Source organism: Variovorax stachyos (assembly GCF_051400855.1).
Taxonomy (GTDB): Bacteria; Pseudomonadota; Gammaproteobacteria; order Burkholderiales; family Burkholderiaceae_C; genus Variovorax.
The window spans coordinates 14,849-28,307 of sequence record NZ_JBLFFN010000007.1 but is presented as its reverse complement, the minus strand read 5'-3'; the positions used below and the strand labels follow the sequence as shown (position 1 = coordinate 28,307).

13 protein-coding genes are annotated in these 13,459 nt (G+C 68.4%); 8 read left to right on the top strand and 5 right to left on the bottom strand.

All coding sequences use genetic code 11. The features are described from left to right. Positions 1–151: 151 nt before the first annotated feature. The 8 genes from ACMGEZ_RS14455 (at position 152) to ACMGEZ_RS14420 (ending at position 8,518) form a co-directional block, all read left to right on the top strand. Positions 152–1,030 (top strand): branched-chain amino acid ABC transporter permease, encoded by an 879-nt coding sequence (locus tag ACMGEZ_RS14455; RefSeq protein WP_436822976.1) that lies wholly within the window; start codon positions 152–154, stop codon positions 1,028–1,030. A gap of 7 nt (positions 1,031–1,037) precedes the next feature. Further along, the gene (locus ACMGEZ_RS14450) at positions 1,038–2,114 is read left to right on the top strand and encodes a branched-chain amino acid ABC transporter permease (protein ID WP_436822975.1); all 1,077 of its coding nucleotides are present in this window, start codon (positions 1,038–1,040) and stop codon (positions 2,112–2,114) included. After that, complete coding sequence (locus ACMGEZ_RS14445; RefSeq protein WP_436822974.1) at positions 2,111–2,926, top strand: ABC transporter ATP-binding protein; 816 nt, start codon at positions 2,111–2,113, stop codon at positions 2,924–2,926. The genes ACMGEZ_RS14450 and ACMGEZ_RS14445 overlap by 4 nt, the downstream gene beginning before the upstream one ends. Continuing rightward, positions 2,923–3,702, top strand: a complete 780-nt coding sequence (locus ACMGEZ_RS14440; protein ID WP_436822973.1) for an ABC transporter ATP-binding protein — start codon at positions 2,923–2,925, stop codon at positions 3,700–3,702. The genes ACMGEZ_RS14445 and ACMGEZ_RS14440 overlap by 4 nt, the downstream gene beginning before the upstream one ends. Before the next feature lie 3 nt (positions 3,703–3,705). Then, positions 3,706–5,562 (top strand): AMP-dependent synthetase/ligase, encoded by a 1,857-nt coding sequence (locus ACMGEZ_RS14435; RefSeq protein ID WP_436822972.1) that lies wholly within the window; start codon positions 3,706–3,708, stop codon positions 5,560–5,562. 29 nt (positions 5,563–5,591) lie between these two features. Further along, positions 5,592–6,764: an ABC transporter substrate-binding protein gene (locus ACMGEZ_RS14430; RefSeq protein ID WP_436822971.1), complete on the top strand. Its 1,173-nt coding sequence runs from the start codon at positions 5,592–5,594 to the stop codon at positions 6,762–6,764. A 169-nt stretch (positions 6,765–6,933) separates the two neighbouring features. Then, positions 6,934–7,770: an HDOD domain-containing protein gene (locus ACMGEZ_RS14425; protein WP_436822970.1), complete on the top strand. Its 837-nt coding sequence runs from the start codon at positions 6,934–6,936 to the stop codon at positions 7,768–7,770. A 175-nt stretch (positions 7,771–7,945) separates the two neighbouring features. Beyond that, positions 7,946–8,518, top strand: coding sequence for a GAF domain-containing protein (locus tag ACMGEZ_RS14420; protein ID WP_436822969.1), 573 nt, complete (start codon positions 7,946–7,948; stop codon positions 8,516–8,518). Positions 8,519–8,527: 9 nt separating this feature from the next. Here the strand turns inward: ACMGEZ_RS14420 and ACMGEZ_RS14415 are convergent, their stop codons facing one another. From ACMGEZ_RS14415 to ACMGEZ_RS14395, 5 genes are all read right to left on the bottom strand, one after another. After that, on the bottom strand, positions 8,528–8,908 hold the full coding sequence (locus ACMGEZ_RS14415; protein WP_436822968.1) for a VOC family protein: 381 nt from the start codon (positions 8,906–8,908) through the stop codon (positions 8,528–8,530). A 22-nt stretch (positions 8,909–8,930) separates the two neighbouring features. Further along, positions 8,931–10,391 carry an SRPBCC family protein gene (locus ACMGEZ_RS14410; RefSeq protein ID WP_436822967.1) on the bottom strand — a complete coding sequence of 487 codons (1,461 nt, stop codon included), beginning with the start codon at positions 10,389–10,391 and terminating at the stop codon, positions 8,931–8,933. Between the two features lie 72 nt (positions 10,392–10,463). Then, positions 10,464–10,904, bottom strand: coding sequence for an SRPBCC family protein (locus ACMGEZ_RS14405; RefSeq protein WP_436822966.1), 441 nt, complete (start codon positions 10,902–10,904; stop codon positions 10,464–10,466). 4 nt (positions 10,905–10,908) lie between these two features. Beyond that, a complete protein-coding gene (locus ACMGEZ_RS14400; protein WP_436822965.1) occupies positions 10,909–12,609 on the bottom strand; it encodes a flotillin family protein in 1,701 nt (566 codons plus the stop codon). A 15-nt stretch (positions 12,610–12,624) separates the two neighbouring features. Next, a complete protein-coding gene (locus ACMGEZ_RS14395; RefSeq protein WP_436822964.1) occupies positions 12,625–13,455 on the bottom strand; it encodes a phosphoenolpyruvate hydrolase family protein in 831 nt (276 codons plus the stop codon). Between the last annotated feature and the right edge of the window lie 4 nt (positions 13,456–13,459).

Sequence of the window (13,459 nt, the reverse complement as noted above, 5' to 3'; positions counted from 1 at the left end):
ACCAGAATCGTCCGACGCGCTCTTCTTCGGCGGTCCGCTGCCCCCGCCGATTGGTGAGGGGGCGCCCGCACCCGGGCGCAGCATGCGGGTCAACCCTCTGCGCCCCGAAGGCTGGCGGCCGATATAAACCGCCAATCCCACCGAGGCGCCGTTGCTTCAAATCCTCCAACTGCTGCTGTCAGGCATCGCGCAAGGCTGCATCTACGGCCTGATCGCGCTGGGGTTCGTGCTGATCTACAAGGCCACCGAGACGGTGAGCTTCGCCCAGGGCGAGCTGATGATGCTCGGCGCCTTCTGCGCCTTCGCCGGCATGTCGCTGGTCGGGCTGCCCTTCTGGCTGGCGGCGCTGCTGGCCATTGCGGCGATGGCAGCCTTCGGCGTGCTGCTCGAGCTGGTGGTGATCCGGCCCATCCTCGGCCAGCCGCAGTTCTCGATCGTGATGCTGACCATCGGCATCGCCTACGTGGCGCGCGGGCTGATCACGATGATCCCCGGCATCGGCACCGACACGCACTCGCTCGCCGTGCCTTACAAGGACGAGATCTGGAAGCTCGGCGCGCTGGTGGTCAACGTGGAGCAGGCGGCGATCATCGGCGCGACGGCCGTCCTGTGCGGGCTGCTCTACGCGATGTTCCGCTACAGCAAGCTGGGCATCGCGATGCAGGCCTCGTCGCAGAACCAGCTCGCGGCCTACTACATGGGCATCCCGGTCAAGCGGCTCAACGGGCTGGTGTGGGGGCTGGCGGCGGCGGTGGCGGCAATTGCCGGCATGCTGCTCGCGCCCATCACCTTCGTGCACGCCAACATGGGCTTCATCGGCCTCAAGGCCTTTCCGGCGGCGGTGGTGGGCGGCTTCGGCAGCCTGCCGGGCGCGATCGTCGGCGGGCTGGTGATCGGCATCGTCGAGTCCTTCGCGGGCTTCTACCTGCCCGACGGCTTCAAGGACACGGCGCCCTACATCGTGGTGCTGGTCATGCTGATGGTGAAGCCGAACGGGCTGTTCGGCGAGAAGCTGCGGAAGAAGGTCTGAGGCCGTCATGCGTTTCATCTTCAAGACCAGCTACGCCCAGGACATCGCCCTGGCCCGGCACGGCGGCCACGTGTTCTGGTACGGCTTGCTCGGCGCAGTGCTGATCGCGGCGCCCTGGCTCCTGCCCGAGTACTGGCTCGCGCAGCTGACCTTCGTGCTGATCTACGGCATCGTCGGGCTGGGCCTGATGCTGCTGGCCGGCTTTACCGGGCAGTTCTCGATCGGCCACGCGGCCTTCCTGGGTACCGGTGCCTACACGCAGGCGGTGCTGGCCAATGCGGGCGTCCCCTTTCCTCTTGCGCTGGCGGCTGCGGCCGCGCTGTCGGCGGCGGTGGGCGTGGTGGTGGGCTTGCCTGCGCTGCGGGTGAAGGGCATCTACCTGGGCATCGCCACGCTGGCCTTCGGCTTCATCGTGGAGGAAGTCTTCGCGCGCTGGGAGGGCGTGACGGGAGGCAATTCGGGGCTGCATGTGAAGTCGCCCAAGTTCCTCGGCCTGGACATCGGCTCGAGCGAGAACTTCTACATCGTGTGCCTGTTGATCGCCGTGCTGTGCACCTTCGCGATCCTCAACCTGCTGCGCTCGCCCACGGGCCGTGCCTTCGTCGCCATCCGCGACTCGGAGATCTCGGCCCAGAGCATGGGCATCCACCTGGCGCGCTACAAGACGATGTCCTTCGCCATCTCGGCGGCGCTGGCGGGGCTGGGCGGGGCGCTGTATGCGCACAAGCTGAGCTTCATCTCGCCGGACCAGTTCAACATCCTGCAGTCCATCGACCTCCTGCTGATGGTGGTGATCGGCGGGCTGGGCTCGGTGCACGGCGCCTTCCTGGGTGCGATCTTCCTGATCGCGATGCCGCAGCTGATCGCGCTCGGCAAGGACTGGCTGCCGCCGGTGATCGGGCAGGCGCCCGGGCTGCAGGGGCTGGTCTACGGGCTGGTGCTGATCGGCTTCGTGCTCTTCGAGCCGCTGGGGCTGTACGGGCGCTGGCTGAAGGTGCGCACCTATCTTCAGCTCTTTCCCTTCTATCGCAAGGGCCTGTTCAAGCGGCAGAAGGCCTTCACCAAGTCGGATCGCCTTCGATGAACGAAATCCTCCTGTCCGCCAAGGAGCTGAGCGTGCGCTTCGGCGGCGTGCTCGCGGTCAACCAGGTGAGCTTCGAGGTGCGGCGCGGCGAAGTGTTCACGCTGATCGGGCCCAACGGCGCCGGCAAGACGACCGTGTTCAACCTGATCAGCCGCATCTACACGCCGACCACGGGCGAGATCCTGTGGCACGGCGGGGAGGGCGCGCCGGTCGCGCTGACCGGGCATGCGCCGCACGAGATCGCCGCGCTGGGCATCGCGCGCACCTTCCAGAACATCGAGCTCTTCGAGCATGCGACGGTGCTGCACAACCTGCTGATCGGCCGCCACACGCATCGGCGCTCGGGCTTCTGGAGCGAGATCTTCTTCACTCCGGCCACGCGCCGCGCCGAGATCGAGGCGCGCGAGAAGGTGGAGCGGGTGATCGACCTGCTGGACCTGCAGCATCACCGCGATTCGATGGTCGCGGGGCTGCCCTACGGCGTGCGCAAGGTGGTGGAGCTGGCGCGCGCGCTGTGCACGCAGCCGAAGCTGCTGCTGCTCGACGAGCCGTCCTCCGGGCTCAACGTGGAAGAGACGGCGGACATGGCCTTCTGGATCCAGGACATCCAGAAGGAACTGGGCATCTCGGTGCTGATGGTGGAGCACGACATGTCGCTGGTGTCGAAGGTGTCGGACCGGGTGCTGGCGATGAACATGGGGGAAGCGCTGGCTTCCGGGACTCCTCGCGAGGTGCAGTCGGATGCGCGGGTGATCGAGGCCTATCTGGGGACGGTGGATGATCTGAGCGGTCTGAGGAGGGGGTCTTCATGAGCGACGACGACACCGTCCTCCAACTCCTCAACGTCGAAAGCGCCTACGGCCCCATCAAGGCCATCCGCGGCGTCAGCCTCAAGGTGCGCAAGGGCGAAATCGCCACGGTGCTCGGCTCCAATGGCGCCGGCAAGACCACCATCCTGAAGACCATCTCCGCCATCATCGACCCGCGCAAAGGCAGCATCGAATTCGAGGGCCGCAACATCACCGCCCAGGACCCGGCCCGCATCGTCCAGCAGGGGCTCAGCCACGTCCCCGAGGGCCGCGAGGTCTTCCCGCTGCTGTCGGTCAGGGACAACCTGCTGATGGGCGCCTACACCCGAAGCGACCGCGACGGCGTGGCGCGCGACATCGAAACCGTCTACGCCTACTTTCCGATCCTGCGCGAGCGCGCCATGCAGCACGCCGGCCTGCTCTCCGGCGGCCAGCAGCAGATGCTCGCCATCTCGCGCGCGATCATGGCCGCGCCCAAGCTGATCCTGCTCGACGAGCCCAGCCTCGGCCTGTCGCCCAAGCTGACGCGCGAGATCTTCGAGATCGTGGTGCGCATCAACCGCGAGCGCGGCACCACCATCCTGCTGGTCGAGCAAAACGCCAACATGGCGCTCAACGCCTCCGACTACGGCTATGTTCTGGAGAACGGCCGCATCGTGATGGAAGACACCTGCGAGCGCCTGCGCGAGAAGGAGGACATCAAGGAGTTCTACCTCGGCCTGAAGGACGAAGGCGTGCGCGGCGAGCGGCGCTGGAAAAAGAAGAAGACCTGGAGGTAGGCCATGCAGGGACTCTGGGACACCGCCCATATCCGGCCGCGCAACGACATCGTCGTGCCGGGCGGCACCATTCCTGCCATCTTCTGGAACGCGGTGCGCGAGCGCGGCGACGGCGTCTGGATGCGGCAGAAGCAATTCGGCATCTGGCGCAGCTGGAGCTGGCGCCAGACCGCCGAAGCGGTGCGCGAGATCGCCGGCGGCCTGATGGCCCTCGGATTCGCACGCGGCGAGTGCGCCTCGATCCTCGCCAACACGGTGGTCGAATGGGTGCTGGCCGACCTCGCCGTGCTCAGCTGCGGCGGCGTGGCCAACGGCATCTATCCGACCGATGCCGCCTCGCAGGTGCACTACCTCTGCGAGGACTCGCGCACCACCGTGCTCTTCGTCGAGGACGACGAGCAGCTCGACAAGGCACTGGAGGTGCGCGCCCGGCTGCCGCTGCTGCGCAAGGTGATCGTGTTCGACATGGAGGGCTTGCGCGACCTGCACGACCCCGGCGTCATGAGCCTGGAAACCCTGCGCGCCCTCGGCCGCGAGCACCTGCAGGCCCATCCCCAGGCGCTCGAGCAGCGCATCGCCGCCTGCCGCCCCGAAGACCTCGCGATCCTGGTCTACACCTCGGGCACCACCGGCCGGCCCAAGGGAGCGATGCACTCCCACCGCGGCCTGGTCCACACCGTGCGCGGCTACAACACCCTGGTCGCGCAGGACGAGCGCGACGAGCGCATGTGCTTTCTGCCCCTGTGCCACATCGCCGAGCGCCTGGGTGGCGAGTACTTCTCGATGTACACCGGCGCCGTCCTGAACTTCGTCGAGCACCCCGAGACCGTGCCCGAGAACGTGCGCGAGATCGCGCCCACCGTCTTCACCGCGGTGCCGCGCGTGTGGGAGAAGTTCTATTCGGGCGTGATGATTGCGCTGAAGGAGGCGAGCAGCCTGCAGCAGGCGGCCTACCGCTGGAGCATCGGGGTGGGCAGCGCCATCGCGCAGCGCGTGCTCGCGGGCCAGCCGGTGGGCGCCGCATGGCGCTTCAAGTTCCGGCTGGCGCGCTGGCTGGCGCTGGACAACGTGCGCAAGCTCATCGGCATTCACCGCGCGCGCTTCCTGGTCACCGGCGCGGCGCCGATCTCGCCGGAACTGGTCAAGTGGTACCTGGCGCTGGGCGTGCCCATGGTCGAGGTCTGGGGCATGACCGAGACCTGCGGCGCCGCCACCGGCGTGCCGGCGGGGCGCATCAAGCCCGGCTCCATCGGGCCCGCGGCGGGCTACAACGAGGTGCGGCTCGATCCCGCCACCGGCGAGATCCTGGTGCGCGGCGCCAACGTCTTCATGGGTTATCTCAACCTGCCCGAGAAGACCGCCGAGACCATCGACGCCGATGGCTGGCTGCACACCGGCGACGTCGGCACCGTCGACGAGGACGGGTATTTCCGCATTACCGACCGCATGAAGGACATCATCATCACGGCAGGCGGCAAGAACATCACGCCCAGCGAGCTGGAGAACGAGCTCAAGGTCAGCCCCTACATCACCGACGCGGTGGTGATCGGCGATGCCAGGCCCTATCTGACGGTGATCATCATGATCGACCAGGAGAACGTCGAGAAATTCGCCCAGGACCACGACGTGCCCTTCAGCAACTACCAGAGCCTCACGCGCGCGCACGAAGTGCAGGACCTGATCCAGGGCGAGATCGACCGCGTCAACGCGAAGTTCGCCCGCGTCGAGCAGATCAAGAAGTTCTTCCTGCTCGAGACCCAGCTGGGTGCCGAGGACGAGGAGCTCACCCCCACCATGAAGCTCAAGCGCAAGCTGGTGCAGGCCAAGTACGCCGAGCGCATCGACGCGATGTACGCCTAGCTTTTTGCAACCACCGAGGAGACCACGCCATGAAGATCCAGGCTCTGATCCCGCTGGCCGCCGCGGCCGGACTCGCGCTGAGTTCCGGCCTGGCCGGCGCGCAGTCGCAGGGCGTCACCAAGGACGAGATCCGCATCGGCACCATCCAGGACCTGTCGGGCCCGCTGGCCGGCTTCGGCAAGCAGGCGCGCAACGGCATGCAGCTGCGGGTGGACGAGCTCAACGAGCAGGGCAGCGTCCACGGCCGCAAGCTCAGGCTCTTCGTCGAGGACTCGGGCTATGACCCCAAGAAGGCGGTGCTGGCCGCGCAGAAGCTGGTCAACCAGGACAAGATCTTCATCATGGCCGGCCACATCGGCACCGCCCAGAACATGGCGGCGATGCCGGTGCAGTTCGAGAAGAACGTCGTCAACTTCCTCCCCATCACCGCGGCGCGCGAGATGTACGAGCCGCACCACCGGCTCAAGTATTCCTTCGCCGCCACCTACTACGACCAGATCCGGCTGGCGCTGCCCAAGATGATCAAGGACAAGGGCGCCAGGAAGGTCTGCACCATCTACCAGGACGACGAGTTCGGGCTGGAGGTGCAGCGCGGCGCCGAGGCCGGCCTCAAGGCCGTGGGCATGGAGCTCGCCGAGAAGACCTCGTACAAGCGTGGCGCCACCGATTTCTCGTCGCAGGTCGCGAAGATGAAGGCCGCCAACTGCGACCTGGTGGTGCTGGGCACCATCATCCGCGAGACCATCGGCACCGTGGGCGAGGCCCGCAAGACCGGCTTCAACCCGACCTTCCTGGGCTCCAGCGCGGCCTACACCGACCTGATCCACAAGCTCGGCGGCAAGGCCATGGACGGCATCTACGCCACCCACACGGTGCAGCACCCCTATCTCGACGAGGCCTCGCAGCCGCTGCGCTTCTGGGCCAACAAGTACAAGACCAAGTTCAACGAGGACCCGACGGTCTTCTCGGTCTACGGCTACTCGATCATCGACCAGTTCATCAAGGCCGCGCAGAAGGCCGGGCCCAATCTCACCACCGACAGCTTCGTGAAGGCGATGGACACCATGACCTTCGAGCCCGACATGTTCGGCTCGCCGAAGAGCACCTACTCCGCCACGAAGCGTTTGGGCAACGAGCTGTCGCGGCTGTCGCAGATCGTGGATGGGAAGTGGAAGGTGGTGTCGGACTACGTGGCGCCCTGAGGGGCGAGCCGCTGAATGGCGCGATGGTGCTTGCCGGCTTGCTCAGATTCCGTGCCGGCGGATAGCTTGGCGCGCGATGACAGCCATGGGCTGCAGAACAGCAGCGGGCCCCGCTCGGTGTAGGACAATGGAGCCTGCCCCAAGAAAATTCACTCGAGCCCACCGAGACATGACTGCAGCAAGCCTGGACGAGCTGTTTGCCGAGAGCCATTCGCTGCCCTCGGTCCCGAAGGTGGTCCGGGACTTGATCGAAGTCCTGAGCAACGACAACGCCACGCTCTCGCAGGTGGCCCGCAAGATCGACGTCGACCAGGTGCTCACCGCCAGGATGCTGCGCCTGGCCAACTCGCCCTACTACGGCGTGCGCCGGAAGATCTCGACGATGGAGGAGGCGATCCGGATGCTCGGCCTGTCCTCCATCCGCACGCTGGTCATCAGCTCCAACCTCACGGGGACCTTCAAGAAGGTCCCCCATGTGGATCTGCCGAAGTTCTGGCGCCACAGCCTGCGCGTGGCCTCCGCCGCCCGCCACCTGGCCGGCGCGAGCCGCGCCGCCGACCCGAACCTCGCCTTCACCGTGGGCAGCATGCATGCGATCGGGCATCTGATCATGTGCATCGTCATGCCCGATGAAATGGAACCGCTCAACAAGGCCTGTCCGATCGACGCAATGGGCCGGCTGGACGCGGAGGAGCAGGCCTTCGGCTACCACTTCGGCGATGTCAGCGCGAGACTGGCCTCGCGCTGGAATTTCGCCGACGAGTTCGGCACCGCGCTGGGCGGGTTCGCGCGCCCGCTGCGCGTGGAGCCCTTCGATGCGCTTGCCGGCATCGTGCACGTGGCCGTGTGGCGCGTCGCGCTGGAACGCGACGGGCCGGCGTTGTCCTCGGACTTCGAGGCCTGGCCTTCGGAGGTCGGGCGCGCGCTCGGCCTCTCGCGGGAAAGCGTCGAGGGCATGCCGACGCCTTCCGAGCTGGCCGCCGACCTCGAACTCATGATCGGCTGAGCCGCGAACCAGCTCCCTCAGCCCTCTCCCGACCCACGCGCTAGAACTAATGCCCGACGACGGAAATCACGTCGAGGCGACAAGTTGCAGCACGGGCCCTTTTTTTGCGTCGTCCTTCACACCTGGCGGAGCAAGCCTGCACTTACGATCAGCCGCACGCTCCAGATCGTTATATATGGAAACTTACCCGGATCCTCGCACCGACCCTGCCCCGGAGGCATGGGCCGCGCAGCTGCGCATCGTCACTGCGGCCGGGCGCTTTCATGCCGGAGAGGTGTCGGTGCAGCGCGCGATCGGCGAATTGCTGAGCCTCGTGCGCGATCTGTTGAAGCTCGACGTGGTGTTCGTGAGCGAGGTCGTGGACGGCCGCCGCGTGTTCCGCTACATCGAGTCGCAGGACGGCGTGGCCCGCATCCAGCCCGGGCAGTCCGCCCCTATCGAGCAGACCATCTGCCAGCGCATCCTCGACGGCCGCATGCCGAACCTGGTGCACGACGTCGACGCCGTGCGCGAGGCGCAAGGGCTGCCGCGCAACTTCGAGGGCATGGGCACGCACATCGGCGTTCCGGTCCGGATGGCGGACGGCAGGCTCTACGGCATGCTGTGCGGCTTCAACATCAGCGGTGGCCTGACCGCGCTGGACGAGCGCGACGTGCGGCGCCTCGAAGTCGCCGCGGGCGCGGCCGCGCGCCTGCTGGCCAGCGCGGACGGGCGCGAACACACGCCTTCCGACCCGGCGCTCGGTTAGGGCCTGGCCTCAGCCGGCTTTCTCGGAAGCGTCGAAGTCCAGCTCCACCTTGGCCCCGTTGGGGTCATGGCAGAACAGCTGCCAGGTGCCCGCACCGGCCTGCTGCCGCAGCTCGTACTTCGTGCCGCTTTCATCGAAGCGTGCCTTCACCGCGCGCAAGTCGCGCGCGGTGAAAGCCATGTGGTCGATCACGCCCGCGCGCTGCGCCGGCACCGGGCGGTCGAAATAGAGGTGCACCAGCGCCTGCGGCCCCTCGCCGTAGAGCCAGGCCCCGGCAAAGCCGAGGTCCGGCCGGTGGCCGACGCGCAGCCCGAGCAGCCCGGTGTAGAAATCCAGCGTCTTCTTCTCGTCCTCCGCGATCACGGTGAAGTGGTTCATGCCGACGATCATGGGATGGCTCCTTCTTGGTGGTTCAGGGCAGCAGGACCAATGCGCCGAGCGTGGCGCGCGATTCGAGCCGCGCGTGCGCCTGCGCCGCGGCCTCCAGCGAATGGCGCTCGATCGGCGGCAGCCGGATGCTGCCGTCGGCGAGCGCATCCCACACGCGCTGCGCCCGCTCGGCCAGCTGCGCCGGGCTCGCCACGTAGTCGAACACCACCGGCCGCGAGAAGCTCAGCGACTTCGCGACCAGCGCATCGGGCGGCAGCGGCGCCAGCGGACCGCTGGCCTGGCCGAGGCTGATCCAGTGGCCGCGGCGCGCCAGCGCCGCCAGGTTCTCGTCGCGGGCCGCATCGCCCAGGCCGTCGATCAGCACGTCGGCGCCGCCGCAGGCGCGCTGCACGGCATCGGCGAAGCGGTAGTCGCGCGTCACGATCGCATGCTCGCAGCCGTGCTCGCGCGCGACGCGGGCCTTCTCCTCGCTCGACACCGTGCCCAGCACCGTCGCGCCCAGCCGGCGCGCCCAGGCGCAGACCAGCAGGCCCACGCCGCCGGCCGCCGCGTGCACCAGCAGCCGTGTGCCGCGCTGCACCCGGCCCAGGTCGTGCAGCAGGTAGTCGGCCGTGATGCCCTTGAGCAGCAAGGCGGCCGCGGTGTCGTCCTCGACCGCCGCGGGAAGGCGCACCACCCAGTCCGCCGGCACGCAGCGCACGCCGCAGTAGGCGCCTGGCACCGGGCCGAGGTAGGCCACGCGGTCGCCCGGCAGCAGCCCACTCACCTGCGGCCCGACATCGAGCACGCTGCCCGCGGCCTCCATGCCCGGCACCAGCGGCAGGGCCGACGGGATCCAGCCGCGCCGCAGGTAGATGTCGATGAAGTTGATGCCGATCGCGCGCTGCCGGATGCGCACCTCGCCCGCGCGCGGCGCCGGGGCCTCGCCTTCCTGCACGCGCAGCATCTCGGGCCCGCCATGGCGCTCGACCACCACGCGGCGCGTGGGCAGGGGCAGGGCGGCCGGCATCGCTTCGGCCGCGCCGGGCGCGCGCAGGTCGCCGCCCTGCATCAGGTAGCGCCGCAGGTTCTCGAAGCCCGTCTCGTACACGCCCTTCGCCACCATCTCGCGCAGCTCGCGCTCCATGCCGGGCGGCGTGGCGAAGCGCGATTCCCAATGCCAAAAGGTGCGGTTGCCGTCGGTGACCGGCTTCAGCGTGACGGTGGCCACGTAGCGCTGCAGGGGCACCGTCGCCTCGACGATGCAGTAGGTGCTCTTGTGCTCGGTCTCCGAAAGCGTCAGCAGCTGCTCGCGGATGCGGTTGCCGTCGCGAAGCGTGAAGCTGCGCACGCAGCCCACCTGGTCGCTGCGCTCGCCGCCCTCGATGCGGCTGGCCTCCACGGCCTCGTGCCACTGGTCGTGGCTGTTGAAGTCGCGCAGCACCGCCCAGACGCGCTCGATCGGCGCGTCGATGATGGTCGAGCGAACCACCCGTTGCAGCATCAGTCCGTCCGCCGGGCCGCCCCCTCGGGAGGCAGCGAATACACGAAGTGATGAGCGTGGGGGCCCATATCGTCAGCCCCGTCCGAAGTGGCGCTTCAAGGCATCGAAGCCGCCCTGGAAGACGCCCTGCCCGATCGACTCTGCCAGCTCGCGCTCGCGGCCCTCGTCGCACTCGAACTCCGCGCTCCACTCCGCAAAGCAGCGCCCGCCGTCCGTCACCGGCGTGAGCTTGAGCGTGGCGATGTAGTTCGCCACGCCCATCGGGCTCTCGAGGATCTCGTAGCTGCAGCTGTACTCGTAGTCCGACAGCGCCAGCAAGCGCTCGCGGATGGTGCCGCCGTCCTTCGGGTGGAACTGCCGGATGCAGCCCACGCGATCCGCCGGCTGCCCGTTCTCGATGCGGCTGTCCGCGATCGACGGGTGCCATTGCGGCAGGCCGTTGAAGTCGCGGATGCGCGACCATACGTTGTCTGCGCTGGCATCGATGACGCTGGAGACATAGACCTGCACCATCCCGTCATTCCTTCTTCTTGCCGCCGCCGGCAAGCAGCGCAGCCTGCGTGCCCGCGGGGTCGCCCACGAGGCGCTGGATATCGCCGCCCTCGATGCCGATCTCGCGCAGCAGCTGGTCAACCAGCGGCGCCTGCGCGCGGAAGCGCAGCGCCGAATTCACCAGCCCGTCGGCAAAGCCGCCGTTCGCATCGCCGTTGGGCACACCCCCGTGCGAGCCGCCCCCGCCCAGTCCTTCCACATGCAGGATCTTGATGCCCTCGATGCGCTCCATCGGCCGCACCGATTCGCGGATGATGGCCTCGGCCTTCTCCACCAGCTTCATGCGCAGCGCCGACATGCGGGCATCGGCCGACAGCATGTTGTGCGCCTCGTTCATCATGCGCTGCGCCTCGGCCTCGATCTCGGCGCGCACGCGCATCGCCATCGACTTGATCTTGTCCGCATCGGCATCCGCCTCGGCCTGGGCGCGCAGCGCGGCGCCGCGGTCGGCGCTGGCCTCCTTCTCCGCCTGCGCGGCGGTCGTCAGGCGCAGCGCATCGCGCTCGGCGGCCTGGGCCGCGCCGATCAGCTCGATGGCCTTCCTGCGCTCGGCCATCTCCACCTCGCGTGCGGTGAACACCTTCTCCTCGGCCGAGACGGCCTGCGCGCGTGCGGATTCCGCCTCGGCCTGGGCCTCGCTCTGCGCCTTGCTCTCGCGCGCCACCGCAATCGCGCGCTGCTGCTCGGCCAGCTCCAGCGAGAGCCGCCGCTCGATCTCGGCGCCCTGGATCGCGCGCTCCTTCGCGATGCGCTCCTGCTCGATGGTCTGCTCGGCCCGGATGCGGGCGGCGTCGATGCTCTGCTTGGCCGCGATCTGCGCGCCCTCGGCGGCCTGCTCGCGCTGGGCGCGCTCGGTCGCCACCTCGGCGCGCTGGCGGGCGCGCGCGATCTCCACCTCGCGCTGCTGCGAGAGGCGCGCGTGCTCGCCCTCGCGGTCGATCTCCAGCGACAGCTTCTCGGCCTCGAGATTCTTGTTGCGGATCGCGATCAGCGTGTCCTGCTCGACATCGTTGCGCTGCTTCTTGCGGTGCTCGATCTGCTCGGTCAGGCGCGTCAGGCCCTCGGCGTCGAAGGCGTTGCTCGGGTTGAAGAACTCCATGCCGGTCTGGTCCAACTGCGTCAGCGAGGCCGCTTCCAGTTCCAGGCCGTTCTTGGTCAGGTCCTCGGCCACCGATTCGCGCACGCGCTTCACGTAGGCGCCGCGCTTCTCGTGCAGCTCCTCCATCGTCATCTCGGCGGCGGCGGTGCGCAGGGCATCGACGAACTTGCCCTCGACCAGCTCCTTCAGCTGCTCGGGCTCCATGGTGCGCAGGCCCAGGGTCTGCGCCGCCGCGGCCACGGCCTCCGCGTTGGCGGCCACCCGCACGTAGAACTCGGCGATCACGTCCACCCGCATGCGGTCCTTGGTGATGAGCGCCTTGTCGCGGCCGCGGCTCACCTCCAGCCGCAGCGTGTTCATGTTGACGGGGATCACGTCGTGCACGATGGGCAGCACGAAGGCGCCGCCGTCGAGCACCACCTTCTGGCCGCCCAGGCCGGTGCGCACGAAGGCCCGCTCCTTCGAGCTGCGCAGGTAGAGCCAGTGGAGCAGCCAGACCGCGAGCGCGACCACGATCGCGACCACGATGAGCCCCAGGATGAAGTTGCCGAATTGAGCGCCTGACATGGATGTCGTCTCCTCTTATCTCGTGATCTGCAGGAAGCGCCGCGTGGTCTCGGTCAGCGCCGTTTCGGTGGGCAGCCGCTCCATCGAGCTGGCACCGTAGAAGCCGTGGCACGCGGGGCAGCGGGCGAGCACATGCCGCGCGTCGTCGGGCGTGGCGATGGGGCCGCCGTGGCACAGCACGATGGCCTCCGGGTTCACCGCATGCGCCGCCGCCGCCCAGGCGTTGATGCGCTCCACGCAGTCACCCAGCGTGAGCGCCGTGCCCGCGCCGATGGCACCGCCGGTGGTGAGGCCCAGGTGGCACACGATGATGTCCGCTCCGGCCGCGGCCATGGCGCGCGCATCGGCTTCGCTGAACACATAGGGCGTGGTCAGCATGTTCATCGCGTGGGCGCGCGCGATCAGCTCGACCTCCAGCGCGTAGCCCATGCCGGTTTCCTCGAGGTTGGCGCGGAAGGTGCCGTCGATCAGGCCCACGGTGGGGAAGTTCTGGATGCCGGAGAAGCCGAGCGAGACCAGGCGCCGGAGGAACTGGTCCGGAATCATGAAGGGGTCGGTGCCGTTGACGCCCGCCAGCACCGGCGTGTGCTGCACCACCGGCAGCACCTCGTGCGCCATCTCGCAGACGATCTCGTTGGCGTTGCCGTAGGCGAGCAGGCCGGCCAGCGAGCCGCGGCCGGCCATGCGGTAGCGGCCCGAGTTGTAGATCACGATCAGGTCGATGCCGCCGGCCTCCTCGCACTTGGCCGAGAGGCCCGTGCCGGCGCCGCCGCCGATGATCGGCCGGCCGGCCGCAATCTTGGCGCGGAAGCGTTCGAGCAGGGTGGATCGGGCGATGCGGGGCATGGTC

What these genes read in the sequence shown, in the direction of transcription:
- ACMGEZ_RS14450 (WP_436822975.1), top strand. Translation starts at nt 1,038, where the DNA reads ATGCGTTTCATCTTCAAGACCAGCTACGCCCAGGACATCGCCCTGGCC.
- ACMGEZ_RS14445 (WP_436822974.1), top strand. Translation starts at nt 2,111, where the DNA reads ATGAACGAAATCCTCCTGTCCGCCAAGGAGCTGAGCGTGCGCTTCGGC.
- ACMGEZ_RS14440 (WP_436822973.1), top strand. Translation starts at nt 2,923, where the DNA reads ATGAGCGACGACGACACCGTCCTCCAACTCCTCAACGTCGAAAGCGCC.
- ACMGEZ_RS14435 (WP_436822972.1), top strand. Translation starts at nt 3,706, where the DNA reads ATGCAGGGACTCTGGGACACCGCCCATATCCGGCCGCGCAACGACATC.
- ACMGEZ_RS14430 (WP_436822971.1), top strand. Translation starts at nt 5,592, where the DNA reads ATGAAGATCCAGGCTCTGATCCCGCTGGCCGCCGCGGCCGGACTCGCG.
- ACMGEZ_RS14425 (WP_436822970.1), top strand. Translation starts at nt 6,934, where the DNA reads ATGACTGCAGCAAGCCTGGACGAGCTGTTTGCCGAGAGCCATTCGCTG.
- ACMGEZ_RS14420 (WP_436822969.1), top strand. Translation starts at nt 7,946, where the DNA reads ATGGAAACTTACCCGGATCCTCGCACCGACCCTGCCCCGGAGGCATGG.
- ACMGEZ_RS14415 (WP_436822968.1), bottom strand. Translation starts at nt 8,908, where the DNA reads ATGATCGTCGGCATGAACCACTTCACCGTGATCGCGGAGGACGAGAAG.
- ACMGEZ_RS14410 (WP_436822967.1), bottom strand. Translation starts at nt 10,391, where the DNA reads ATGCTGCAACGGGTGGTTCGCTCGACCATCATCGACGCGCCGATCGAG.
- ACMGEZ_RS14405 (WP_436822966.1), bottom strand. Translation starts at nt 10,904, where the DNA reads ATGGTGCAGGTCTATGTCTCCAGCGTCATCGATGCCAGCGCAGACAAC.
- ACMGEZ_RS14400 (WP_436822965.1), bottom strand. Translation starts at nt 12,609, where the DNA reads ATGTCAGGCGCTCAATTCGGCAACTTCATCCTGGGGCTCATCGTGGTC.
- ACMGEZ_RS14395 (WP_436822964.1), bottom strand. Translation starts at nt 13,455, where the DNA reads ATGCCCCGCATCGCCCGATCCACCCTGCTCGAACGCTTCCGCGCCAAG.